Below are 21,431 nucleotides of genomic sequence, written 5' to 3' on the forward strand. Positions count from 1 at the left end.
CGCACATGAGCGAGCGGATGCGGGCGGAGGCCCACGTCGGGGGCCGTCGCAAGGCCCGGGACCCGGACACCGCGAAGGACGTCGGGGAGCGCGGGACCTCGCCCTACAGGAGCTGAACACCGAGGGCCGGATGCGTGGAAGCGGCAACCCCCGGGTCGGGGCGACGGATAGTGTCGGTGCCCATGACGATCCGGGTAGTGGAATGGTCGACGGGGTATCTGGGCCGGATGGCAGTCGAGGCGATCGCCGCCCGGCCCGAGCTGGAACTGGTGGGCCTGTACGTCTTTGACCCGGCCAAGGTCGGCGTGGACGCCGGGCGACTCGCCGGGGTGGACCGCGACCTGGGTATCGCGTCCACCGATGACACTGACGCGCTGCTCGCGCTGGACCCGGACGCGGTGGTCTACACCGCCGAGACCGAGACGCGGTTCGTGGACGCGATCTCCGACTTCTGCCGCTTCCTGCGCGCCGGTATCGACGTGGTGGCCTCCGGTCCGGTGCTGCTGCAGTACCCGCACGGCACCCTGCCCGAGGAGATGATCTCCGAGCTCGCCGCCGCCGGACGTGAAGGCGGCGCCACACTGCACGTCAACGGCATCGACCCCGGCTTCGCCAACGACGTCCTGCCGCTGGCCATGACCAGCTTGTCCCGGCGGATCGACCACATCCGCGTGGGCGAGATCGCCGACTACTCCGTGTACCACCAGGGCGAGACCATGCGGCGGCTGTTCGGCTTCGGCGCATCCATGGACACGCTTCCGCCACTGCTGCGACCGGGGATGCTCGCGGCGGGCTGGGGCTCGGTGGTGCGCCAAATCGCGGCCGCTCTCGAGGTCACCCTGGACGAACCACTGGTGGAGCGCCACGAGCGCCTGCCCGCGGACCGCGACCTGACCTTGTTGGCGTGTGAGGTCCCGGCGGGGACGCAGGCCGCGCTGCGGTTCGAGGTGGTGGGGCAGGTCGACGGCGAGGACCGCATCGTCCTGGAGCACGTCACTCGCACTGCCCACGACCAGGCCCCCGACTGGCCGCGCCCGGACCACGGCGACGGCTGCTACCGCATCGAGATCACCGGCGATCCCGCGATGCGGGTGGAGTTCGGACACCACGCCGAGCACGGCGATCACAACGTCTCCGGCATGCTCGTCACCGCGATGCGGCTGGTCAACTCGGTGGAGGCGGTCGTGGCGGCGGCGCCGGGACTCGTGTACGCGAAGGACCTCCCGATGATCACCGGGCGTGGCTTAATGAGCACATGAGAACCCTGCGGGCCGCCCTGGCCGTCACCGCCGCCGCCCTCCTCGCGGTGACGGGCGCGGGCGCCGCGAACGCCACCGACCCGTCGACACGGGCACCGCTGCCGGTGCCGTACTCCTTCTTCGCCGGGGCCGCCCAGGCGCTCACGGCCCCGGGGGCGGAGCTGCCGGGGGCCAACGACTGGTCGTGCCGCCCCACCGCCGACAAGCCGCGCCCGGTCGTGTTGGTCCACGGCACCTCCGGTGGCGCGGTCACCAACTGGGCCACCTACGGGCCGCTGCTGCACAACGAGGGCTACTGCGTCTACACGCTCACCTACGGGGCGTTGCCCGGTCAGCCGTGGCCGGTCAGTCTCCTGGGCGGCTTGTCGGACATCACGGAGGTATCGGTGCCGCAGGTCGGCGAGTTCGTCGACCGCGTCCTCGCCTCGACCGGGGCCGAGCAGGTGGACCTCATCGGGCACTCGCAGGGGACGCTCGTCTCCGGCCTGGTCGCCAAGGTCGGCCGACCCGGCAAGGTGAACACCGTCGCCGCGATAGCCCCGCTGTGGCACGGCTCCCGCGGGACCGGGTCCGGGGCGATCGGCACCGCCCTGGCCAGCGGGGACCGCGGACGTGCGGTCGAGATCGCTCCGTCCCTCGGCCAGATGGCCGCCGGGTCGGAGACGCTCGAACTCCTGTGGTCGGGTGGCACCCCCTATGCGCCGGGCGTGACCTACCTCAACCTCGTGACCCGGTACGACCAGCTGGTCCGGCCGTACACCTCCGGTGTGGTCGAGGGCCCGCGGGCCACCAACATCACCATCCAGGACGGGTGTGAGCAGAACCGGGCCGAGCACCTGGCCATCGCCTCGGATCCCCGGACCGTGGACTTCGTGCTCAACGCCCTCGACCCCGCCGACCCGCGTGAACCGCGGTGTGAGGCGGTCGCCCCGTACCTGGGCCCGATTCCCCCGCTGCCGGGATCGTGACCCGGACCGGGATCGCGGGACTGCTCGCGGCGGCGGCCCTCGTCGTCGTCGCCCCCGGCCCCGCGGCTCCCGCGCCCACGGCGGCGGCCGCTCCCACCCCCACCACGGACCAGGTCCCGTGGCGCTGGTGGGACGGCGCGGCGTACCAACTCACCCACGGCCTGGCCGATCCGCCCGGCATCAACCGGGACGACTGCCGGCCGACCGCGCAGCGCCCCGCGCCGGTGATCCTCGTGCACGGCACCGGGCTCAACGGCGGGAACTCGTGGGCCACCCTCGGCGCCGCACTGGCCGCCGAGGGCTACTGCGTGTGGGCGCCCACCGTCGGCGCCCCACCCGGGCCCGGCGGCGAGCCCGGATCCGTCGGCGGCGTCGACTCGCTCACCGGGGTCTCCGCGCCGCAGCTCGCCGCCGAGATCGACCGCGTGCGCGCGCTCACCGGGGCGGCCGAGGTCGACCTCGTGGGGCACTCACAAGGCGCGATCATCGCCTCGTTCGTCACCGCGACCGCCCGGGCGGACGCCGTGCGGACCGTCGTCACGCTGGGCGCCGACCCCGCGCGGTCGGGCGACGGGCCACCCGGGTTCGTCACCGACGTCCTCGGCGTGCTGTCGCCCGACACGGCGCGGCAGGACGCCGAGGCGACGCTGGCGTGGCTGGGCGAGGACGGCGTCCCGTTCGCGCGCGGCGTGCGCTACGTGGCGGTGTCCTCGGACTACGACGAGCTCACCGGGCCGGTCGTCGCACCGGAGGTTCCGGACTTCGTGGACCTCGACGTGGTGCGGCTGCAGGACGGCTGCGAGGTCGACCGCTCGGGGCACCTGACCGTGCTGGCGTCGCCTCGAGCGGTGGACCTGGTGATCGACGCCCTCGGCGGGCCGCGGGGCCCGGGTGGTGTCGAGCCGGCCGGCCCGCCGCCGCGCTGCGTTCCCGCGGATCAGCTGCTGGGCGTGCTCGCGCCCGTTCCGCCCCGGTGACCGCGCCGCCGGCGAGCGGGCGTCAGTAGTTCCAGTCGCCCTGGCCGTCGAACGCGCCGAACGGGCGGCCGGGGCCGTTCTTGACGATGAACGGGTCGCCGTTGCGGCTGGTGTCGTAGTACCAGCGGGCGTCGGCGGGGCTGACGTTGATGCAGCCGTAGGAAACGTTCCGGACCCCCTGGTCGGCGACCGACCACGGTGCGGAGTGGATGTAGATGCCGTCGTAGGAGAGCCGGATGGCGTCGTTGATGATCGAGTTGTACCCGCCGTCCTCGATACGCAGACCGAACGTCTCCGAGTTCATGCGGACCTCACGGCCGCGCTGGCCGGTGTAGTAGGTGCCGTTGTAGGTCTCCCAGCCGGGCCGTCCGGCGGAGGCCCGCATGGTGCGGATGTGCTGGCCGTTGCGGGTGACGGTGACGAGCTTGGTGCGGTCGTCGAACACGGCGATCACGGCGTCGCCGGTCCGGAACGACTGCTGACGCTTGCCGCCGGCCCACACGGTGACCGAGGTGTTGACCGGCCAGAACTCGTGGGGCCGCCAGCGCACCTCGCGGTCGTTCACCCAGTAGAACTTGCCCGAGACCGCCGGCTCGGTGCGGATGCCGATCGTGGCCTCGGCCCGCGCCCGGTCGCGGATGGGGCGGTCGAAGAAGAACATGACCGGCTGTGCCACGCCCACGATCTCGTTCGGGGTGGGGAAGATGTCGACGTTGCCGTACTCGGGTGTCGGCCGCGCGGGTCCGATGACCGGGTAGGTCAGCACGGGCATCGCGGCGACGCCCGGGATGGTCGGGGTGTACAGGGGCGCGTTCTCGAGCTGCGGCACCCCGGGCGGGCTCAGCGGCATGACGGACTGGGCCTCGGCGGTCGGGGCGGTGCCCGCGCCGACCGACACCCCCATGAGGAGCGCGATCGCGGCGAGGACCGCGGCGGCCACCGAGGGGCGGGAGGAACTGGTCATGTGAGGGACTCCTGAGGGCGGCGGGGGATTCTCTAAGCGTTACGACAGACTTCTACGCGAGTATATCGTGCGTCACAACCGAAGTGTTTCCCACCGGCCGTCGGCGATCAGTAGTTCCAGTCGCCCTGCCCGTCGAAGGCACCGAACGGGCGGCCGGGACCGTTCACGACGATGAACGGGTCACCGTTGCGGGTGTTGTCGAAGTACCAGGCCGCGTCCTCGGGGCTGACGTTGATGCAACCGTGCGAGACGTTGCGGACGCCCTGGTCGGCGACCGACCATGGTGCCGAGTGGATGAAGATTCCGTCGTAGCTCAGTCGCACGCCGTTCTCGACGGTCGTGTCGTACCCGCCGGCGGTTCGGTCCAGGCCCCAGGTCGAGGAGTCCATGCGCACCTGGCGGGCGCGCCAGCCGTTGTAGTAGACGCCGTTGTGGGTCGCGTAGGCGTCGCGGCCGGCGGAAGCCTTCATGGTGCGCACCACCTGGCCGTTGCGGGTGACGGTGACGGTGTGGGTGGCGTCGTCATAGGTCGAGATCACCGCGTCGCCGGTGCGGAAGACGGTCTCACGCCCTCCGGCCCACACGGTGACGGAGGTGCCCGCGGGCCAGAACTCGTGTGGTCGCCAGCGCAGTTCCGAGTCGCCGACCCAGTAGAACTTGCCGTCCACGGCGGGCGCCGTGCGGATCCCCACCGACGCCTCGGCGCGGGCACGGTCGGCGACGGGCTGGTCGAACCGGATCATCACCGGTTGCGCGACGCCCACCGTCTCGCCCGAGGTGGGGTAGACCGAGGCCACCCCTGTTTCCGCCGTGGTCCGTCCGACGGCGGGGACGGGCAGGGTGAGCACGCCGGTCGATCCGCCGACCGCGGGCAGTGGTGCGGACTCGAGTCCGAGCGCGCCGACCGAGCCGGTGGATCCGGTGGGACCGAGGAGTGACTGCGCGGAGGCGGCGGGGGAGAGGCCGACGACGACGAGGCAGGCCGTGGCCAGAAGCGTTGCGAAGGACCGGGTGCGGCGAGACATCGTTCTCCTCGAAAGCGGGTACCGCGGCGGGCGGCGACAGCGGGGGTCGCGTGAAGACGGACAGCCAACCCCACGCGTCACACAAGTAACACCAGTAACAATACATATCGGGTGCCCGGCCTGTACATCTCCGACCGCGGGCGGTGATCACGGTGGGTGCCCGTTCCGTCGGGGACGCGCACCGACCCGGCCGGGCACCTTTCCAATGTTCGTTGGTATCGCCGCGGGGAGAACCGCTGGTAGATCCATGCGGCTTCCGTCGTTGAGCTAAAGTCAACGGAAAAACGCCTGATCATGGGCTTGATCGAACGGAAGCTGCAACATAGGGTCATCTCAGTCACCGCCGAGGGGTGGGTGGCGAAGTGAAGTGGTTGCTGAGGGGCTGCGACTTCACGTAACGAGGGGCCGGTCTTGCCGACCGGGGCACCTGGGGGGGTGCCGACCCGCAGCCGAAAGGCAGCGTGGAGGCCGGATCGTACGCGATCTGCCAGATGGTGGGACGGCGTCGGATGCTGAGGGGCTCCGGCGCCGTCCCCCGTCATTTCAGCCCGAAGTTCTACGCGATGATCTCCCGTGCCACGCGGTGCAGCCCGGCCAGGGCGGCCGCCTCGGCCTGCGGTGATCGGGGCGTCTCGGGCCTGAGCATGGTGATGTGCCACAGCTCGTCGCCGGAGACCAGGATCGTGTGCACCTCGACGCCGCCGCCGGTGGGTGCCGCCACGCAGTCGATGTACATCGTGGCGGGCCGTGGGCCGACCGCGGCGGGTGCCCCAGGCTCGCCCGGGGCCGTCAGGCCGGCTTCTGCGGCACCCGGTCCGCGAATCTCCGAGCAGGCGTACCTGGCGCCCAGCAGTGTGGCCTGACCCGCGAGCGCGGCCTGGGCACCGTCGCGGGGCGTGACGACCCCGGCGGCAACGGTGTCGGGGACGACGTCCGGATCGAAGGCCGGCGGGGTGGTCGTCGCCGTGGTCGCCGTGGTCGCCGAGGTCGTCGCCGACTCGTCGGCCGTGGCGTCAGGCGTCGACGCATCGGTCGTGGCCTCCGCCGCGCCCGCCGCGCTCGCCGCGCCCGCCGCGCTCGCCGCGCCCTCCGTGTCCGCCGACTCCGTATCCGAGACCTCGGCGGCGTCGGCGTCGGTGTCCGTCGCCTCGGCGTCGGTCGTGCTGGTGCCCGCCAGCCCGGCTTCATACCTCTCGGGTGACCCCGGGCCGCCGTAGGTGCACAGCAGCCCCAGGTCGCCGGAGCCGGTCGGATCGACCACCGGCATGTCGGCACCGGTGAGGTCGATGATCTCCTCGGTGGTCAGGTCGAGGAGTTCGCACGCATTGAGCCGCTCGTCGAGTGCGGGCCGACCCTCGACCATCGCGGCGGCGACGTCGTGCCGGGGATTCGGGGTGATCCTCGGCGGGCCCGCGTCGCCCGAACCGGGGCCCGTGGCAGTGCACCCGGCGACAGCCACCGTGGCCGCCAGAGCGGCGAACCCTCCGGCGAGACGGCGTCCGCGCGCCGGACGGGGTCGCTGCGATCGCATGGCCCGATCCTACGGGTCGGCCCCACGGTCATGACCCCGACGTCCGGCGTTCACCGCGCGTGCGCGGCCCGCTCATCTCGCTCGGCGACACTGCCGGATGTGGAAGCGAGACGCGGGCGGGACGCGCAGCCGCTGCCGGGGCCCGCACTCGGCTACCGGCGTGCGGATCTGCACGAACACGGGTGCCCACCCGGGGGGTGGAGGGAGGTCGTCGCCCGCGCAGTGCTCGGCGAGGGCGTCGCCCTGTTCGACGTGGCCGCGGACGATCTGCTGCGTCTGGCCGCCCACGCCCGCGCGGGGATCAGGACGGAATCGGCGGAACCGCCCTCGGCATCGGACCTCGTCGTGCTCGACGGGCCGATGCGTGGACCCTGCCGACTCGTCGACCTGACCGACGAGTCGCTCCGGCAGGGCGTCGTCGTCGGCACCCTCGAGGGCAACACCGCGGTGGCCGAGCACCGCTGCCACCTCGACCTGCACCCCGGGACGGGCGAGGTCACGGTCACCGTCCGGACGGTGTGGCGGCCGCGCACCTTCTCGGTGCTGCCCGGTGCCGCGGGCCGCGAGGCGCGCGCCTACGAACGCATGGGCGACCGCCTGGTCCGGGCACTCGGCGGCACCTTCTGACAGGGCAGGGTGCCGTCGGGGGCAGCCGGACCTCAGGCGACGTCGGTCGGCTCGGTCACCGACCCCCGGATGGCATCGAACGATTCCCGGATGCGGTATTCGAGCAGGGAACCCGGCTCGTCGGTGCGCCACCGTTCCACGGCGATGCGGAGGATCGCGATCGACGCGGCCGCCACCGTCGCGGCCTCCACCGAGTCCGGTTCCCGCCCCTCCCGGCGCGCCACCAGGGCCGCCAGCTCCTTCTCGTTGCACGCCAGGATCTCGTAGACCTGGGTCCGGACGCTCGCCTCCCTGCGCCACATGTCGTGGAATCGGTCGAAGGCCCGGCTCTGTCGCCGTGCGTTGGACACCTGGTGCCACATGAGCCGTGAAAGGGCGGTCATGGTGGACACGCTGCGGTCGGTGAGGAACTCCCTCACCGCGTCACGACCGGCGGGGGGCGTGTCGGGGATGCACGCGGCGGCCTTGGACGGGAAGTAGTTGAAGAACGTCCGCCGCGACACGTTGGCGGCTCGGGCGATCTCGTCGACCGTCACCGCGTCGAGTCCCCGCTCGATCACCAGATCGACCGCGGCGGCGGAGATCGCACCGCGCAGGTCGCGGCGGCGGTCCTCCGCGCGGTCGGCGCCCGCAGCGATGCTCGTGGAGTCGCCCATCTGCCACCTCCCGGTGCCGTCGCCGTGTCGGCGGTCAGCCGCACCGCCACGGTCAACAGTACCGACCGACCCGGCATCTATCCTGGCGGTATGCGCAAACCCGCCTCCCCAGCCCTCGTCGCGGTGTCCGCGATCCTGCTCGGTGCCCTCGCCGGGTGCGGCGGCTCCGAGCCGGCCCCGGAGATGGGCACCATCCGGACCGCCCCTCCCGAGACGACCGAGCCGGAACTGCCGCCGGTCGAACCGGTCGCGGATGCCGAGTGCCCGTACCTGTCCGCCGACGAGGTCACACGACTCAGCGGCCAGCCGGTCACCGACGTGCGGATCGACGACGGCGTGGAGCCCGCGGCCTGCTTCTTCTACGACTCAGACGGCGAGGTGCAGCTCACCACCACCGTGTATTCGGTCGCGTCCCCGGAGCGGGCGGCGGAGCTGGTGGAGGAGTCGGCGCCCTCCGACGAGGCCGAACCCTCGCAGGCGGAGGGAGGCTGGAGCGGCGGCCGTACGGTGGGGCTGGGCGGTGCGCTGGTGGTCCTGTCCCGCGACGCCCGGGTGCTGGCCGTGCAGTCCACGCAGGACGACCCGACGACGGCCCAGCGGATCGCTGACGTCACCGCGCCGCGGGTGGCGGGCTGACCCGCCGCGCGGGGATCACGTGCAATGGGGATCACGTGCAGTGGGGATCACGTCGGGTCGGTGACCATCCCCAGGATGAGCTCGGCCATGCTGCGGGCGGTCATCGCGGTGGTCCGGACCTCACCGAGCATCGCGGCGGTCACCGAGCCGTCGTGGAGGAGCGCCAACCGGTCGGCCAGGTCGGTGATGTTGTCCGGGTCCTCGAGGCCCATGCCGGCGAGCTCGGAGCGCAGGGTCTCGGCGACCCACTGTCGCTGATCGGCCACGGCGGCGCGGATGGCGCGCTCGCCGTCCGTCGCCGGGCTGGGGAACTCGATCGCCGCCGCGAGGTGGCAGGACCCGGGCATGGCGGGTTCGACCTGCTCGCGGACGATGTCGAACAGTGCCAGGATGCGGCCCCGGGCATCCGGGGCGAGGTCGGCGCGACGCCGCCACAGGTCACGGTCCCGTTCGGCGACCGACCGCAGGTAGGCCACGACGAGCTCGTCCTTGGACCCGTAGGTGTTGTACAGGCTGGCCTTGGCCACCCCGGCCTCCCGCAGGATCCGGTCGATCCCGACCGCACGGATCCCGTCGGTGGAGAACAGACGGGTCGCCGTCGCCAGGAGCCGCTCCCGCGGCCCGGGCTTGGTCGACCGTGTGCTCGTCACGGGGTACACACTATCGGCAGTGACCGCCGACACCACGGGGCCGGTGCCGCGCGCGGCGGACACCGGCCCCGTGGTTCGACGGCGCGGTCGATGACGGTCAGACCGGCGGGTGCTGGCCGTCGGCCGGCGGGCGGCTGTGCTGCGACGAATCCGGGTCCGGCGTCGGGGTGCCGTCCGGGGCGTCCGGGTTGTCGGGTGCGTCCGCGGTGCGACCGGTGAGGAATTCGCCGGCCTTCTGCTGGGCGGTGTCGACGTGCTGGGCGTGCTTGCCGCCGGTGCGCTTGTCGAACGCGTCGCCTGCCTTCTGAAGCGCCGACTCCACCTTGCCCGGGTTCTTGCGGGCGAGGTCCTTGGCCTTGTCGAACAGTCCCATGTCGGACTCCTTCCACTCGGGGTGATGCAGACGGACGGCTCGGCCCCGACGAGGGGCCGGGCCGTCCGGATGTAGCGGTGTCTCTGGCGCCTCGCGCCCGGGTCAGACCCTGGTGCGTCCGCGGCCGCGAATCGCCGAGACGATCCAGATCAGGAGGCATGCGCCGACAATGGCGGCAAGGACGCCGGGGATGGAGAATGCATCCGGCATCGCGCCGCCCCCACTGTTCGTGAAGAACGAGACGATCCAACCGACGACGAAAGCCCCGATGACTCCGGCCAGGATGTTCGCGACGATGCCCATCTCGGCATCTCGCTTCATGATCTTGGAGGCGATCCAACCGGCAAGGCCGCCGATGATGATCCACGCAATGATGGTGCCCATTGTGGTTGTCCTTTCCCGAGAGTCGTACTCGGCCCGGGACGGGCCGCTCTCTCAGGAGAACACGACACCGACACGAAAGCTTCCGGTAGGGCGCACGGTGGCGTTAAACGTCGCTCACTCGTTACCGGTCCGTGTCCGCCGGGCCACCCGCCCGCGGCCTCAGGCGATCTCCGCGGCCTCCGGGTGCTTCTGGATGTATCCCGCGACGAACGAACACGACGGACGCACCCGCAGTCCCTCCTCCCGGGTCACCTGCAGCGCCTCGCCGACCAGCGTCCCGGCGAGACCGCGCCCACCGAATTCGGACGCGACCACCGTGTGGGGGAACTCCCGGACGCCGTCCGTGCCGTCGGAATAGTCGGCGAAACCCGCCACCACGTCGTCCACGAGGATCTCGAATCGCCCGGCGGCGGTGTCACGCCGAACCTGAACGTTGTCCTCGCTGCTCATGAGTGCGATTCCGGGCGGACGACCATCACCGGGCACGGGGCCGCCTGCAGGAGCGCCCGGGAGGTGGAGCCGAGGACCATGCCCGTGAACCCGCCCCGCCCGTGAGAGCCGACGACGACGAGCTGGGCGTTCTCGGCCTGCTCGACGAGTGCCCGGACAGCGCGATCGCGCGTGACGAACCGCTGCACCTCGACATCGGGGTACCGGTCCGAGAATCCCGCCAGCCGCTCCGACAGCGTCTGGAGCTGCTGCTCTTCGAGTTCCTTCCAGTCATCCTCGGTGAGGGAGATGCCGGCCGCCGCGGCCTGCACCTGCGGATCCATCCAGGTGTGCACGGCGACGAGGGGGGCGGACCGCGCGGAGGCCTCGGCGAACGCCCACTCGGTGGCCTTGGCGCTGACCTCGGAGCCGTCGATCCCCACGACGACCGGGCCGCTGCGGTTCAGGTCGTCCGTGTCCTCCCGGGTCACCACGACCGGGCAGAACGCGTGGCTGGCCACCGCCGCCGACACCGAGCCGAGCACCATGCCCTTGATCCCGCCCAGGCCGCGGGAACCCAGGACGATGAGCTTGGCCTTGCGCGAGTAGTCGATGAGCACCTGCGCGGGGTTGCCCTCGACGATCGCGTGCGACACCTCGATGCCGGGCGCCACCTTGGCCGCGGTCTCACGGGCCTTCTCGATGATGGGCGTGCACTCCCGCTCCAGCTCGTCGTAGACGGGCTGCGGAGGGATCATCCCCTCGGCGAACATCGCGGCCGGCATCGTGTAGCTGGTCACGAGGAGCAGCGGGATGCGGCGGGTGGCGGCGGTGTTGGCGGCGTACGCGACTGCACCGGTGGAGGCGGCGGAGCCGTCGACGCCGACGACGACGGTGTTCTCGAGGGAAGCCATGGCCCCGACCCTACCGCCGGGATACGACACCGGATCGCGGTTTGGGAGTGGGCCGTCTAGAGCTGGTCGGGGAACGGGGCGTTGGCCGGGTAGGCCATGTTGAAACTCCCCTGGAACGCCGGGAGGACGACGCGGCCCGGGCCGAAGAGGAAGAAGTCGACGACGACGTCGATCATGGGCGCTCCCGAGTGTTCAGAGTGGTGCGAGGGACAGATGGTGCTCGAGTGAGTGTAGCCCACCGACTAGGCTCGTGGACATGTCCAGCTCGAGACGCCGTGGGCGGCCCCTCCCGCTGCGGAACGGTGTCGACCCGGTCCGGATCCGGCTGGCCGACCCCGGACAGGGGCCCCGCAGCATCCCCGAGGAGTTGCGCCGACGCTTCCCCGACCGGCTCGCCGAGCTCACCGTGGCCCTCGAGGCGGGGCAGGTCGTCACCGCCGACGGGGCACCGGTCACCGCCGCCACCCGGCGGCACCGGGGGATGGACGTGTGGATGTACCGGACGCCGGAGCCCGAGATCCCGGTCCCGTTTGAGGTCGAGGTCCTGCACGCGGACGACCGCCTCGTCGTCGTCGACAAACCCCACCACCTCGCCACGACCCCCCGCGCGGGGCACGTCACCGAGACCGCACTCGTCCGGCTCCGGCGCGATCTCGCGCTGGACGACCTCGCGCCCGCCCACCGCCTCGACCGGCTCACCGCCGGCGTCCTGGTCTTCACCGTCGATCCCGCGCACCGCGGCGCCTACCAGGAACTCTTCGCCGCCCGCCGGGTCACCAAGACCTACCTGGCGGTCGCGACCGCCCCCGACGGGGTTCCCGCCGAACGGCAGCGGTCCAGCCGGATCGTCAAGACCCGCGGCGTCCTGCAGGCTGCCGAGGTCGACGGCGAGCCCGACGCCCACACCCGCATCACCCTCCTGGGCACCCGGGGGGACGGGGCCGGGCGGATCGGGCTCTACCGGCTCGAACCCACCACCGGCCGCACCCACCAGCTGCGTGTGCACATGAACGCGCTCGGGACCCCGATCCTCGGCGACGACCTCTACCCCCGTGTGCTCGACGTGGCCCCCGGCGACTTCTCGTCACCACTCCAGTTGCTGGCCGAGTCGATCGCCTTCACCGACCCCGTCTCGGGCGAGAAACGCGAGTTCGCCACCCGGCGGACCCTCGACGCCTGGACCCGCGAGCAGGATCAGGGTGGACACCCGGGCAATCCCCCATCGGCTTCCGCTCCGAATTCCTGCAGGCTTTAGATCGACCACCATGATCCGAGGGAGCACATGACCACCCAGGCCGAGACCCACCAGCACGACGGCGAGCCGCACTCCGCGGCCGCCGTCGCCACCGACCTCGTCATGACCTACGGGGAGGGCGAGACCGAGGTCCGTGCACTCGACCACGTCAGCGCGACCTTCGAACGGGGGCGGTTCACGGCGATCATGGGCCCCTCCGGCTCGGGCAAGTCGACCCTCATGCACTGCATGGCGGGACTGGACCGGCCGACCTCCGGGTCGGTGCGGATCGGCGATACCGAGATCGTGGGGCTGGCGGACAAGGAACTGACGGCGCTGCGGCGCGACCGCATCGGATTCGTGTTCCAGTCCTTCAACCTCGTCCCCACCCTGACGGCCGAGGAGAACATCACCCTGCCCCAGGACATCGCCGGCCACGGCATCGACCGGGCCTGGTTCGACGAGGTGATCGGCCGGCTGGGGATCGCCGACCGGCTCTCGCACCGGCCGTCCGAGCTGTCCGGCGGCCAGCAGCAGCGCGTGGCGTGCGCCCGCGCCCTGGTCGGCCGCCCGGACATCCTGTTCGGTGACGAGCCCACCGGCAACCTCGACTCCACCTCCTCGGCCGAGGTGCTGGCCATCCTGCGCAGCGCCGCCGACGATTTCGGTCAGACCGTCGTGATCGTCACCCACGACCCCCGCGCCGCCACCTACGCCGACCGCGTCCTGCTGCTCGCCGACGGCCGTGTCGTCCGCGAGCTCACCCACCCCACCGCCGACGAGATCCTGGCGGCCATGGGCGCCCTCGAGGAGCGGTGATGGCGGCCAGGCACGCCTCCGGGCACGCCGGACCCGCCGGCGGGGGGCGACACGAGTCCGCCCACGCCCCGCGCCACACGCGCCCGATGCTGCGCGTGTCGCTCCGCAACATCGCCGCCCACAAACTCCGCCTGGTGCTGTCCGTGCTGGCGGTGGTCCTGGGCACCGCGTTCGTCACCGGTTCGCTGGTCTTCACCTCCACCCTCAAGAGCACCTTCGACGGGCTGCTCGACCAGGGCACCGCGGACCTCGCCGCGATGATCGAACCCGAGGACCCCCGCGGGGCCGGCGTGCCGTTCGAGGTGGCCGAGCAGGTGCTCGAGCTGCCGGGCGTCGAGGCAGCCATGCCCGGCGTGTCCGGCACCGTGGTGCTGTTCAACGCCGACGGCACCCCGTACCAGTCCGGCGGCGCGCCGTCCGAGGGCCTGGCCTGGATCGATCCCGACGACGCGGTCGGCGAGAGCAGCTGGATCACGGACGGTCGCGCCCCCGCCGCCGACGACGAGGTCGTCCTCCCCGAGACCGTGCTCACCGCCGCCGGCCTGGCCGTCGGCGACACCGCCGAGGTCTACACCACCGGGCAGGGCGTCCTCGACGTGACCGTCGTGGGTGCCTACGCCAACGAGACCGACATCGGCGGGTACGTGGGCGTCGGGTTCTCGGAGGAACGCGCCCGCGCCCTGTTCACCGACGGCGAGAACGCCTCCAACGTCTCCGTCCGCGCGGAACCGGGCGTGAGTCAGGAGGAGGTCCGCGACACGATCGCGGCCGAGTTCCCCGACTACGAGGTCCGGACCGGCGAGGAGATCAAGGAGCGCTTGTCCGAGCAGCTGTCGACCGTCCTCGACTTCATCAACTACTTCTTCGTCGCGTTCGGGCTGATCGCTCTGCTGGTCGGCACGTTCATCATTTACAACACCTTCTCCATGCTCGTCGCGCAGCGGCTGCGGGAGCTCGCCCTGCTGCGCGCGATCGGCGCCTCCCGTGGCCAGCTCACCCGGTCGGTGATGGCGGAGGCCGCCGTCACCGGGCTCGTCGGCTCCGGGATCGGCGTGGTGGTGGGCTTCGGCCTGGCCCAGCTGATCTTCGTGGCGCTCGAGGCCTTCGACCTGGGCATCCCGTCCGGAGCCCTCTCGCTCACCCCGATGTCGGTCATCACCCCGCTGGTGTTGGGCTTCGTCGTCACCGTCTTCTCCGCCTGGGCGCCCGCCCGACGCGCCGGACGCGTCGCCCCGGTGCAGGGCATGCGAGTCGGCTCGGCCACCACCGAGGCCGGCGGCGGATGGCGCACCTCAGTCGGCCTGTTCGCCGTGGTGAGCGGCCTCATGCTCGCGGTGATAGGCACCTGGCAGGACACGACCCGGGCCGGTGCGATCACGGTCGGTGTCGGTGCGGCCGCGCTGATCATCGGCAGTTTCCTGGTGATGCCCGCGCTCGCCAAACCGATCGCCGGTGGCATCGGCAGGGTGATCGGCGCACCGTTCGGCGCGGTCGGCAAGCTCGCCGCCACCAACGCCGGACGCAACACCCGCCGGACCGCCGCGACCGCGTTCGCGCTCACGCTGGGACTGACCCTGGTGGCGGCGTTCGGAACCCTCGGCGCCACCACGAAGGAGAGCGTCAGCGGCGTCATCGACCAGGACATCAACGCCGACGTCGTGGTCCAGGGCGTGGCGTCCCAGGGCCCGCCGACCCCGCTGCCCGGCGGCATCGAGCAGCAGATCGCCGACCTCGACGAGGTCGGTGACGTGGCCTGGCTGGCGTTCGCGTTCGCCCAGCTCGCCGGGGAACCGCAGGCGCTGTCCGCCGCCGGCGGGCCCGTCGGCGAGATGATCGACGCCACCGTGGTCGACGGTTCGCTCGACCCCGGCCCCGACTCGCTCGTCGTGTCCCGGACCGTCGCCAGGGACAAGGGGTGGACGATGGGCGCCTCCGTGCCGCTCGTCGCGCCCGACGGCAGTGAGAGCACCCTCCGGGTCACCGGGATCTACGAGGACTCCCAGATCCTCGGGCAGTTCTACACCGGGATGGACGTCTACGAACGCCTGGTGCCGGAGAACCTGCGGTCGACCTTCAACGTGCTCGTCGCGGCGGACGACGGGGTGAGCGGGGACGAGGTCCTCGCGGCGGTGACCGACGAGCTCACCGACATCCCGATCGCGATGGTCCAGAGCAAGCAGCAGTACATCGACACCCAGACCGGGGGGATCGACCAGCTGTTGACGATCATCTACGCGCTGCTGGGGCTGGCCCTGGTCATCGCGGTCCTGGGCATCGTCAACACCCTCGCCCTGTCGGTGATCGAGCGTCGCACCGAGATCGGGATGCTCCGCGCGGTGGGCATGCAGCGCTCGCAGGTCCGCCGCACGATCAACCTCGAGTCCACGCAGATCGCGGTGTTCGGCGCGTTGATCGGCGCGGCGGTGGGCGTCTATCTCGGCTGGGCGTTCGTCACCGTGCTCGCGGACAGTGGCCTGACGGAGACGACCATCCCGTGGGGCAGCATCGGGATCGTGCTGGCGGCCTCGGCGGTCGTCGGGGTCCTGGCGTCGTTGTGGCCCGCGCACCGGGCCGCCAAGACCGACCCGCTCGAGGCGATCTCGGACTAGTCGCGAGGGCGGCGCCCGCGGGTGCCGCCCGCGCGGGTGCCGCCCGCGAGGGTGTCGCCCGCGCTAGCGGCGCAGGCCGAAGAGGTTGCGGGGACCGCGGTGCTCGTGGCGGGCGAGCACCGCGCCCAGCACTTCGGCGTCGTGTTTCTGGTCGACCTCGACGCCGGCCAGCCTGCCGACCGTGCGCTCCCACAGCAGGCCCTCGTACACGGTCAACAGGTCCAGTGCGGCTGTGGCCGGGTCGCGCAGCCCGGCGGCGTCGAGTGCGCCGACGAGGTCGCTCGGATCGAGCAGGGCGGCCACGAGGTCCGTGGTGTCCTCCTTGCCGGCGAGTTCGACGATCAACGCCGACCTGGCCGCCAACTCACCGCGGTAGTCGACCAACAACCCGTCGACCATGCGCGTGAGCATCCCCAGCACGTCGTCGGCGTCGGAGGACGCCAACTCCTGGATCCCCGAGACCTCGACGAATCCCCTCAGCAGCGAGGTGAGCCGGTCGACGGTGAGGGTGAGCAACTGCGCACGGGTGCGGCAGTAGTAGGAGGTGGAGCCCGACGGCAGTCCCGCCTCCGAGTCCACGGCGCGGTGGGTGAGGGCACGGACCCCGTCCCTCGCCACGACCTCGATCGCGGAATCGGCGATGAGCATGCGCCGGTCCTCCATGGGGGCTCCCGTCGTCGTGTTCCACAGACATTCAGCTCGACCGGTGTAGTGCCGGACATCGACGGGTCCCGTCGACTCGAGCGACAGCCTATCGCCGTACGGGGCCGTGGGCGTCGGAATCACGGACGCCCCGGCACCGGTATCCGGTGCCGGGGCGTCCCTGGCGTCGATCCTGCGGCTGCTGGTCAGGCCACGGCGGCGACCTTGCGGGCCCGCCGCGTGGCGCGGTGGTGCTGCAGTGCGGTCTTCAGGCCCGCCCGCTGACCCTCCACGGCCGGCAGCGGCTTCGGTAGGTCGGCGAACATCCGCTCGGAGTGGGTCTCCGGCGCGTCATCGGTCGTGTCGCGCAGCATGTGGTTGGGCAGCGACAGCTTGGCGATGGTGCGCCAGGTCTTGAAGTACTGCACCGGCAGGGGACCGGCCACGTAGGGCAGGTCGTACTTGCGGCACACCTCACGTACCCGGATGGACGCCTCCGCGAGCCGGTTGGACGACATGTCCGGGTAGATGTGGTGCTCGATCTGGTACGACAGGTTGCCGGACATGAAGTCGACAACCGGACCGCCGGTGATGTTGGCGGAGCCGAGCATCTGCCGCAGGTACCACTCTGCCTGCGTCTCGTTCTCCACGTCCTTCTTGGTGAACTTCTCGGCACCGTCGGGGAAGTGGCCACAGAAGATCACCGCGTTGGTCCAGACGTTGCGGATCCCGTTGGCCACCAGGTTGGCGGTGGCGGTGGACTTCCACCCCTTGCCGGACAGCAGCGGGTAGAAGACGTAGTCCTTGGCGAGCTGACGGCCAGCCTTCGCGGCGAAGAGCGAGAGCTTGTTCATGGTCTCGCGACGGTCGTCACGACCCTTGGCGACCTTGCCCAGCTCGAGGTGCTGGATCCCCACGCCCCATTGGAACAGCAGCGCGAGGGCCGCGTTGTAGGCGATGTTCCCGTAGTAGAAGGGGTGCCAACGCTGGTCGCGGGTCACCCGGAGAACGCCGTACCCCACGTCGTCGTCCAGGCCGACGATGTTGGTGTACTTGTGGTGGATGTAGTTGTGGGTCTGCTTCCAGTGCTCGGCGGTGCCCACGATGTCCCACTCCCAGGTGGTGGAGTGGATTTCGGGGTCGTTCATCCAGTCCCACTGCCCGTGCATGATGTTGTGGCCGAGTTCCATGTTCTCGACGATCTTGGCGACCCCGAGGGTGCCTGCGCCGATCGCCCAGGCCGTGCGGTTGCGTGAGCCCACGAGGAGCAGTGCACGGGCCGCGATCTCGAGTCCCCGCTGGAAACGGATCGTGTTGTGGATGTACGCGGCATCTCGCTCGCCGAGGGAGCCGATGATGTCCTGACGGATCTGCTCGAGCTCCGCGCCGAGGGCTTCGATGTCGGACTCGGAGAGGTGCGCGAATTCCGGGATGTCGGTGATGGCCATGAAGCTACGGTACCGTAACTTACGGTCGCGTAGGTACGTTCGGTTGCGCGGGTCACACTTTTGGTGTGCGGTGAGCTGATCGATCGTCGCCCAGTCGTGGTGTGGCCGAGGACTCTTTTCCGGCGCCGAAGCGTGCGTGGCCTGCGCGGGAGTTCGACGATGTCACGCCGGACATCACGGTTGTGTAACGTCGAGCGGGTTCGTGACGACATAGATGGCGTTACGTGGGGTACAGACAGAACGCCCGATACCGCAGTACGACTCAGTACGCAGCAGTAAATACGAGGGGACACATCATGAGCAACGCCAACGACATCTTCCTGCAGGCCATCCAGCCGGTCATCGACATCTTCTGGTCGCTGGTGTGGACCGCCACCGGCTCGACCATCAGTGTTCCCCGTCCGACCGCTCCCGCGGGCACTCCCGAGTCGGTCTGATCCTTTCGAGCGCCGGGTTCACCGCCCGGTGATCTCCGCGGCAGCCCGCCCCTCGCTCGAGGGGCGGGCTGCCGCGTTTCATCCGGTCGGCCGGGTGGGTGGCGGTGGTGGCAGCGGCCGTGCCGCCGGCTCAGAGGCCGAACTTCTCGCTGCCACCCAGGTCGATCGGAATGGAGGCGCCGGTGATGCCCGCGCCCGCGTCGCTGCACAGGTAGACGGCCATGGACGCGATCGCCGACGGCTCGACCCACGGCTGCGGCATCTGGTTCATGCCGGCGAACGTCCCTGCGGTGTCCTCGAGCGTCGTCCCCTTGCCGCCTGACATCATCTCGATCATCGACGGGTTGTCGATCATCGGCGTACGCACGTTGCCGGGGTGGATCGAATTGCACCGGACGTTGGAGAATCCGAGTTCGCCGGCCAGCGCCTTGGCGAGCCCCCGCACCGCCCACTTGGACGTCCCGTAACTGGCGGTGAAGGAGCCGCCCCGAAGTCCCACCATCGAGCTGATCAGCACCACCGAGCCGCCGCGCCCCGTGGACAGGATGTGGGGGATCGCCACCGTCGTCGTCACCCACGTGCCCTTGAGGTTGATGTCGAGCGTCGTATCCCACTCCTCCTCGGTCCGCTCCCATGACGCGGCGGGCTGGGGCGAGACCCCGGCGTTGGCCACGACGAAGTCCAGACCGCCCAGCTCTGCGACCGCGGCGTCGACGGCTGCCCGCATGCCTGGCATGTCCCGAACGTCCACCTCCCCGGTGACGCAGCGCCGGCCGAGTGCGCGAACGGAGTCGGCGGTGGCCTCGAGGTCCTCCGGATTGGCCATCGGGTACGGGACCGTGTCGATGTCCCGGCAGAGGTCGAGAGCGATCACGTCACAGCCGGCGGCGGCGAACGCTTCACAGTGGGCGCGCCCCTGTCCGCGTGCTGCGCCGGTGACCAGCACGACCCTTCCGCTCAGATCGGCCTGGGTGGGGACGGCTTGCGACATCGGGGCTCCTGACGTGGTTCGGCGGCGGACCCTGCGGGGTCGCCCGCCCTGCGGCATGCTGGAAGTCAACGTAGACAATCAGAACAGGTAGTGATCATCATGCTTGAACGGACTCTGGTCCTCGTGGATACCTCGTATCTACTGGCTAGTTTTTACAACTCGTGGGAGGAGGGTGCGCGCGGCCAGCTGGAGATATCCCTGGCCACGGTCGTGCACCGTTTAGACCACGTAGCCCACGGTCTGGTGGACCAGCCGGTCCAGCGCCAGAACTGGTATGACGGCATCCCGGACTCCGGCCCGCACCGGTATCAGCGCACTCTTCGCGTGATCGAGGGCGTGCAGCTGCGCGCCGGCCAGTTGATCGAGTGGGGTGAGAGACGAACCCAGAAGGCGGTCGACACCCTCCTCGTCGCCGACATGATCCAAGCCGCCTACAAGGGCCAGTGTTCGGACATGGTCCTGGTCACCGGGGACGCCGACATGATCCCCGGCGTGCGGGTGGCGGTCGACGCCGGTGTCCGGATGCACCTCGTGGGTTTCGGCTGGGATTCGATTTCCTCGGCGCTGCGACACGCCTGCGACACCACGACCGTGCTCGATCCCCGCACCGACTTTCACGACGCCATGCAGATCAGGGTCCTCGAGGGCCCCATCCCCCCGAAGGTCAGGACCCCGACGGCGCCTCCGGTGCATCCGGGGGAGGATGGCCACGAGACCGAGGAGTCGGTGGGGATGGCCGACGTCGTCCTGCGCTCGGATCGCGCCTCGGCCACCTCGGTGGCCGACGAGACCCGCCTGACGGCCGCCGAGGAGGAGCGTGCGGCCGATGCGGAGGAGTTGGCGGCGGACGAGCAGGAATGCGCGGCGAGAGCCGAGTCCGAGCCGCCCGCGCCGGAGGCCGGGGATTCCGCGCAGAAACCAGCCGAATCGCCGACGGCCGGTAAGGTCCCCACGCCTGGCGCGCCGTCGAAGCCCGAGAGTGCACAGGGCCCGGGGCCGTCGCCCGCGCAGCTGGCCAAGCAGAGCGGCAAGCCCGAGAAGGCAGAGAAGCGTGACAAGGTGGGCGAGCCCGAGCGGCCCGGCCCGGCCGAGGCGTCCCCCGAGGCCGCCGAGGCGCACCCGGGCCCCCAGCCGCCGGCGCAGTCCTCCCGGGTCGCTCCCCAGTTCGCGGGCTCGGTCCAGAAGCCCTCGGACCCCGGTGCGGATTCCAACGGGTCGTCCCGGCCGAACCCCTCGATGATGGCTCCCCATCGTCGGCCATTGCGGTCGAAGTTCGTTCCGCTCCCGGACGAGGTCTGGACCTCGTCCGGTGAGCAGACCCCCTTCGACGTGGGTCAGCAGTACGCAACGTGGTGGTACGAGCGGGCCGCCACGGAGAGTCAGCGGGACCAGGCGCATCTCCTCTCGGGCGGCGTGCTTCCCCCGGGGATCGACCGCCCGTTGCTGCAGTTCGCCTGCCAGATGCTCAACGAGTTCACTCTGACGGAAGCCCAGCGGGTTCGTCTGCGAGACGGCTTCCACGAGGGGATCCGAGCAGTCCTGCTCAAGCACCGCTGACTCCTTCCCACCCGGCCGGTCAGAAGGGCGGGGGGTCGGGGTCGTGGTGGTGGTCGTGTGGGGTGTCTGGTGGTGGGGCCATGGCGTTGGCTTTGCGTTCGGCGGCCAGGCGTAGGGCGCGTCGGTACCAGTGGGTGCTCTGGGGTCGGGGGTCGAGCCAGGGTCGGCGTGGGGGCGGGATGTCGCTGCCGGCCCCGGCCCCGGCCCCGGCCCCGGCGCCGGCCGCGGTGTCGCTCTCAGTGGTGCGGTGGCGCCAGCGTGCGAGGGGCCCGTCGGGGTGGGTGGTGAGGGTGTGTCCGGT

22 protein-coding genes and 1 pseudogene are annotated in these 21,431 nt (G+C 71.0%); 10 read left to right on the top strand and 13 right to left on the bottom strand.

All coding sequences use genetic code 11. The features are described 5' to 3' along the window. Positions 1 to 182: 182 nt before the first annotated feature. From NR111_RS17330 to NR111_RS17340, 3 genes are read left to right on the top strand one after another with little or no spacing between them, the layout of a single operon-like run. The gene (locus tag NR111_RS17330; protein WP_256821520.1) at positions 183 to 1,259 is read left to right on the top strand and encodes a diacylglycerol kinase; all 1,077 of its coding nucleotides are present in this window, start codon (positions 183 to 185) and stop codon (positions 1,257 to 1,259) included. Further along, entirely contained in the window at positions 1,256 to 2,227 is a 972-nt protein-coding gene (locus NR111_RS17335) for a triacylglycerol lipase (protein ID WP_256821521.1), read from the top strand. Before NR111_RS17330 ends, NR111_RS17335 begins: the two co-directional genes overlap by 4 nt. Next, positions 2,224 to 3,204: an alpha/beta fold hydrolase gene (locus NR111_RS17340; protein WP_256821522.1), complete on the top strand. Its 981-nt coding sequence runs from the start codon at positions 2,224 to 2,226 to the stop codon at positions 3,202 to 3,204. Before NR111_RS17335 ends, NR111_RS17340 begins: the two co-directional genes overlap by 4 nt. A 22-nt stretch (positions 3,205 to 3,226) precedes the next feature. Here the strand turns inward: NR111_RS17340 and NR111_RS17345 are convergent, their stop codons facing one another. The 3 genes from NR111_RS17345 to NR111_RS17355 form a co-directional block, all read right to left on the bottom strand. Beyond that, positions 3,227 to 4,168, bottom strand: coding sequence for an Ig-like domain-containing protein (locus NR111_RS17345; RefSeq protein ID WP_256821523.1), 942 nt, complete (start codon positions 4,166 to 4,168; stop codon positions 3,227 to 3,229). Between the two features lie 107 nt (positions 4,169 to 4,275). Then, positions 4,276 to 5,193 (bottom strand): Ig-like domain-containing protein, encoded by a 918-nt coding sequence (locus NR111_RS17350; protein ID WP_256821524.1) that lies wholly within the window; start codon positions 5,191 to 5,193, stop codon positions 4,276 to 4,278. Positions 5,194 to 5,749: 556 nt separating this feature from the next. After that, a complete protein-coding gene (locus NR111_RS17355) occupies positions 5,750 to 6,724 on the bottom strand; it encodes a hypothetical protein (protein WP_256821525.1) in 975 nt (324 codons plus the stop codon). Between the two features lie 99 nt (positions 6,725 to 6,823). Between NR111_RS17355 and NR111_RS17360 the strand changes: the two genes are divergently transcribed. Continuing rightward, positions 6,824 to 7,351, top strand: a complete 528-nt coding sequence (locus NR111_RS17360; RefSeq protein WP_256821526.1) for a DUF1990 family protein — start codon at positions 6,824 to 6,826, stop codon at positions 7,349 to 7,351. A gap of 32 nt (positions 7,352 to 7,383) precedes the next feature. On the opposite strand, the gene NR111_RS17365 is transcribed toward NR111_RS17360, so the two are convergent. Continuing rightward, positions 7,384 to 8,007 (bottom strand): TetR family transcriptional regulator, encoded by a 624-nt coding sequence (locus NR111_RS17365; protein WP_067717186.1) that lies wholly within the window; start codon positions 8,005 to 8,007, stop codon positions 7,384 to 7,386. 90 nt (positions 8,008 to 8,097) lie between these two features. On the opposite strand from NR111_RS17365, the gene NR111_RS17370 reads away from it, so the two are divergent. Then, positions 8,098 to 8,643, top strand: coding sequence for a DUF2020 domain-containing protein (locus tag NR111_RS17370; RefSeq protein WP_256821527.1), 546 nt, complete (start codon positions 8,098 to 8,100; stop codon positions 8,641 to 8,643). A 47-nt stretch (positions 8,644 to 8,690) separates the two neighbouring features. Here the strand turns inward: NR111_RS17370 and NR111_RS17375 are convergent, their stop codons facing one another. The 5 genes from NR111_RS17375 to NR111_RS17395 form a co-directional block, all read right to left on the bottom strand. Then, positions 8,691 to 9,293, bottom strand: a complete 603-nt coding sequence (locus NR111_RS17375; protein ID WP_067717217.1) for a TetR/AcrR family transcriptional regulator — start codon at positions 9,291 to 9,293, stop codon at positions 8,691 to 8,693. A gap of 97 nt (positions 9,294 to 9,390) precedes the next feature. Next, a complete protein-coding gene (locus tag NR111_RS17380) occupies positions 9,391 to 9,666 on the bottom strand; it encodes an antitoxin (RefSeq protein WP_256821528.1) in 276 nt (91 codons plus the stop codon). 102 nt (positions 9,667 to 9,768) lie between these two features. After that, on the bottom strand, positions 9,769 to 10,050 hold the full coding sequence (locus NR111_RS17385) for a GlsB/YeaQ/YmgE family stress response membrane protein (protein ID WP_206473030.1): 282 nt from the start codon (positions 10,048 to 10,050) through the stop codon (positions 9,769 to 9,771). A gap of 159 nt (positions 10,051 to 10,209) precedes the next feature. Further along, positions 10,210 to 10,500, bottom strand: a complete 291-nt coding sequence (locus NR111_RS17390; RefSeq protein ID WP_067717198.1) for a GNAT family N-acetyltransferase — start codon at positions 10,498 to 10,500, stop codon at positions 10,210 to 10,212. Continuing rightward, positions 10,497 to 11,393: a universal stress protein gene (locus tag NR111_RS17395; RefSeq protein WP_256821530.1), complete on the bottom strand. Its 897-nt coding sequence runs from the start codon at positions 11,391 to 11,393 to the stop codon at positions 10,497 to 10,499. The genes NR111_RS17390 and NR111_RS17395 overlap by 4 nt, the downstream gene beginning before the upstream one ends. A 256-nt stretch (positions 11,394 to 11,649) precedes the next feature. Here NR111_RS17395 and NR111_RS17400 point away from each other — a divergent pair, with 256 nt between their 5' ends. From NR111_RS17400 to NR111_RS17410, 3 genes are read left to right on the top strand one after another with little or no spacing between them, the layout of a single operon-like run. Then, positions 11,650 to 12,648 (top strand): pseudouridine synthase, encoded by a 999-nt coding sequence (locus NR111_RS17400; protein ID WP_256821531.1) that lies wholly within the window; start codon positions 11,650 to 11,652, stop codon positions 12,646 to 12,648. 27 nt (positions 12,649 to 12,675) lie between these two features. After that, positions 12,676 to 13,446, top strand: a complete 771-nt coding sequence (locus NR111_RS17405; protein ID WP_119193069.1) for an ABC transporter ATP-binding protein — start codon at positions 12,676 to 12,678, stop codon at positions 13,444 to 13,446. Then, on the top strand, positions 13,446 to 16,055 hold the full coding sequence (locus tag NR111_RS17410; RefSeq protein ID WP_256821533.1) for an ABC transporter permease: 2,610 nt from the start codon (positions 13,446 to 13,448) through the stop codon (positions 16,053 to 16,055). Before NR111_RS17405 ends, NR111_RS17410 begins: the two co-directional genes overlap by 1 nt. Before the next feature lie 63 nt (positions 16,056 to 16,118). Here the strand turns inward: NR111_RS17410 and NR111_RS17415 are convergent, their stop codons facing one another. Both NR111_RS17415 and NR111_RS17420 read right to left on the bottom strand, forming a co-directional pair. Continuing rightward, entirely contained in the window at positions 16,119 to 16,718 is a 600-nt protein-coding gene (locus tag NR111_RS17415; protein WP_256821534.1) for a TetR/AcrR family transcriptional regulator, read from the bottom strand. A 185-nt stretch (positions 16,719 to 16,903) separates the two neighbouring features. Then, the gene (locus NR111_RS17420) at positions 16,904 to 18,145 is read right to left on the bottom strand and encodes an acyl-CoA desaturase (protein ID WP_256821535.1); all 1,242 of its coding nucleotides are present in this window, start codon (positions 18,143 to 18,145) and stop codon (positions 16,904 to 16,906) included. Positions 18,146 to 18,441: 296 nt separating this feature from the next. Here NR111_RS17420 and NR111_RS17425 point away from each other — a divergent pair, with 296 nt between their 5' ends. Beyond that, positions 18,442 to 18,582, top strand: a complete 141-nt coding sequence (locus NR111_RS17425; RefSeq protein ID WP_167492364.1) for a hypothetical protein — start codon at positions 18,442 to 18,444, stop codon at positions 18,580 to 18,582. 130 nt (positions 18,583 to 18,712) lie between these two features. Here the strand turns inward: NR111_RS17425 and NR111_RS17430 are convergent, their stop codons facing one another. Further along, positions 18,713 to 19,573 (bottom strand): mycofactocin-coupled SDR family oxidoreductase, encoded by an 861-nt coding sequence (locus NR111_RS17430; protein ID WP_256821536.1) that lies wholly within the window; start codon positions 19,571 to 19,573, stop codon positions 18,713 to 18,715. A 99-nt stretch (positions 19,574 to 19,672) separates the two neighbouring features. Here NR111_RS17430 and NR111_RS17435 point away from each other — a divergent pair, with 99 nt between their 5' ends. Further along, positions 19,673 to 21,130 (top strand): NYN domain-containing protein, encoded by a 1,458-nt coding sequence (locus NR111_RS17435; RefSeq protein WP_256821537.1) that lies wholly within the window; start codon positions 19,673 to 19,675, stop codon positions 21,128 to 21,130. A 19-nt stretch (positions 21,131 to 21,149) separates the two neighbouring features. On the opposite strand, the pseudogene NR111_RS17440 reads toward NR111_RS17435, so the two are convergent. Next, a pseudogene (locus tag NR111_RS17440) lies at positions 21,150 to 21,431 on the bottom strand (HNH endonuclease); the annotation flags it as partial.

The sequence above is a fragment of the Dietzia sp. Die43 genome (genome assembly GCF_024519835.1).
Lineage (GTDB): Bacteria > Actinomycetota > Actinomycetes > Mycobacteriales > Mycobacteriaceae > Dietzia > Dietzia kunjamensis.

Coding starts and splice junctions, on each gene's coding strand:
- NR111_RS17365 (WP_067717186.1), bottom strand. CDS start 8,007: ATGGGCGACTCCACGAGCATCGCTGCGGGCGCCGACCGCGCGGAGGAC.
- NR111_RS17380 (WP_256821528.1), bottom strand. CDS start 9,666: ATGGGACTGTTCGACAAGGCCAAGGACCTCGCCCGCAAGAACCCGGGC.
- NR111_RS17430 (WP_256821536.1), bottom strand. CDS start 19,573: ATGTCGCAAGCCGTCCCCACCCAGGCCGATCTGAGCGGAAGGGTCGTG.
- NR111_RS17405 (WP_119193069.1), top strand. CDS start 12,676: ATGACCACCCAGGCCGAGACCCACCAGCACGACGGCGAGCCGCACTCC.
- NR111_RS17420 (WP_256821535.1), bottom strand. CDS start 18,145: ATGGCCATCACCGACATCCCGGAATTCGCGCACCTCTCCGAGTCCGAC.
- NR111_RS17390 (WP_067717198.1), bottom strand. CDS start 10,500: ATGAGCAGCGAGGACAACGTTCAGGTTCGGCGTGACACCGCCGCCGGG.
- NR111_RS17330 (WP_256821520.1), top strand. CDS start 183: ATGACGATCCGGGTAGTGGAATGGTCGACGGGGTATCTGGGCCGGATG.
- NR111_RS17400 (WP_256821531.1), top strand. CDS start 11,650: ATGTCCAGCTCGAGACGCCGTGGGCGGCCCCTCCCGCTGCGGAACGGT.
- NR111_RS17395 (WP_256821530.1), bottom strand. CDS start 11,393: ATGGCTTCCCTCGAGAACACCGTCGTCGTCGGCGTCGACGGCTCCGCC.
- NR111_RS17350 (WP_256821524.1), bottom strand. CDS start 5,193: ATGTCTCGCCGCACCCGGTCCTTCGCAACGCTTCTGGCCACGGCCTGC.
- NR111_RS17345 (WP_256821523.1), bottom strand. CDS start 4,168: ATGACCAGTTCCTCCCGCCCCTCGGTGGCCGCCGCGGTCCTCGCCGCG.
- NR111_RS17385 (WP_206473030.1), bottom strand. CDS start 10,050: ATGGGCACCATCATTGCGTGGATCATCATCGGCGGCCTTGCCGGTTGG.
- NR111_RS17425 (WP_167492364.1), top strand. CDS start 18,442: ATGAGCAACGCCAACGACATCTTCCTGCAGGCCATCCAGCCGGTCATC.
- NR111_RS17370 (WP_256821527.1), top strand. CDS start 8,098: ATGCGCAAACCCGCCTCCCCAGCCCTCGTCGCGGTGTCCGCGATCCTG.
- NR111_RS17410 (WP_256821533.1), top strand. CDS start 13,446: ATGGCGGCCAGGCACGCCTCCGGGCACGCCGGACCCGCCGGCGGGGGG.
- NR111_RS17415 (WP_256821534.1), bottom strand. CDS start 16,718: ATGGAGGACCGGCGCATGCTCATCGCCGATTCCGCGATCGAGGTCGTG.
- NR111_RS17335 (WP_256821521.1), top strand. CDS start 1,256: ATGAGAACCCTGCGGGCCGCCCTGGCCGTCACCGCCGCCGCCCTCCTC.
- NR111_RS17435 (WP_256821537.1), top strand. CDS start 19,673: ATGCTTGAACGGACTCTGGTCCTCGTGGATACCTCGTATCTACTGGCT.
- NR111_RS17355 (WP_256821525.1), bottom strand. CDS start 6,724: ATGCGATCGCAGCGACCCCGTCCGGCGCGCGGACGCCGTCTCGCCGGA.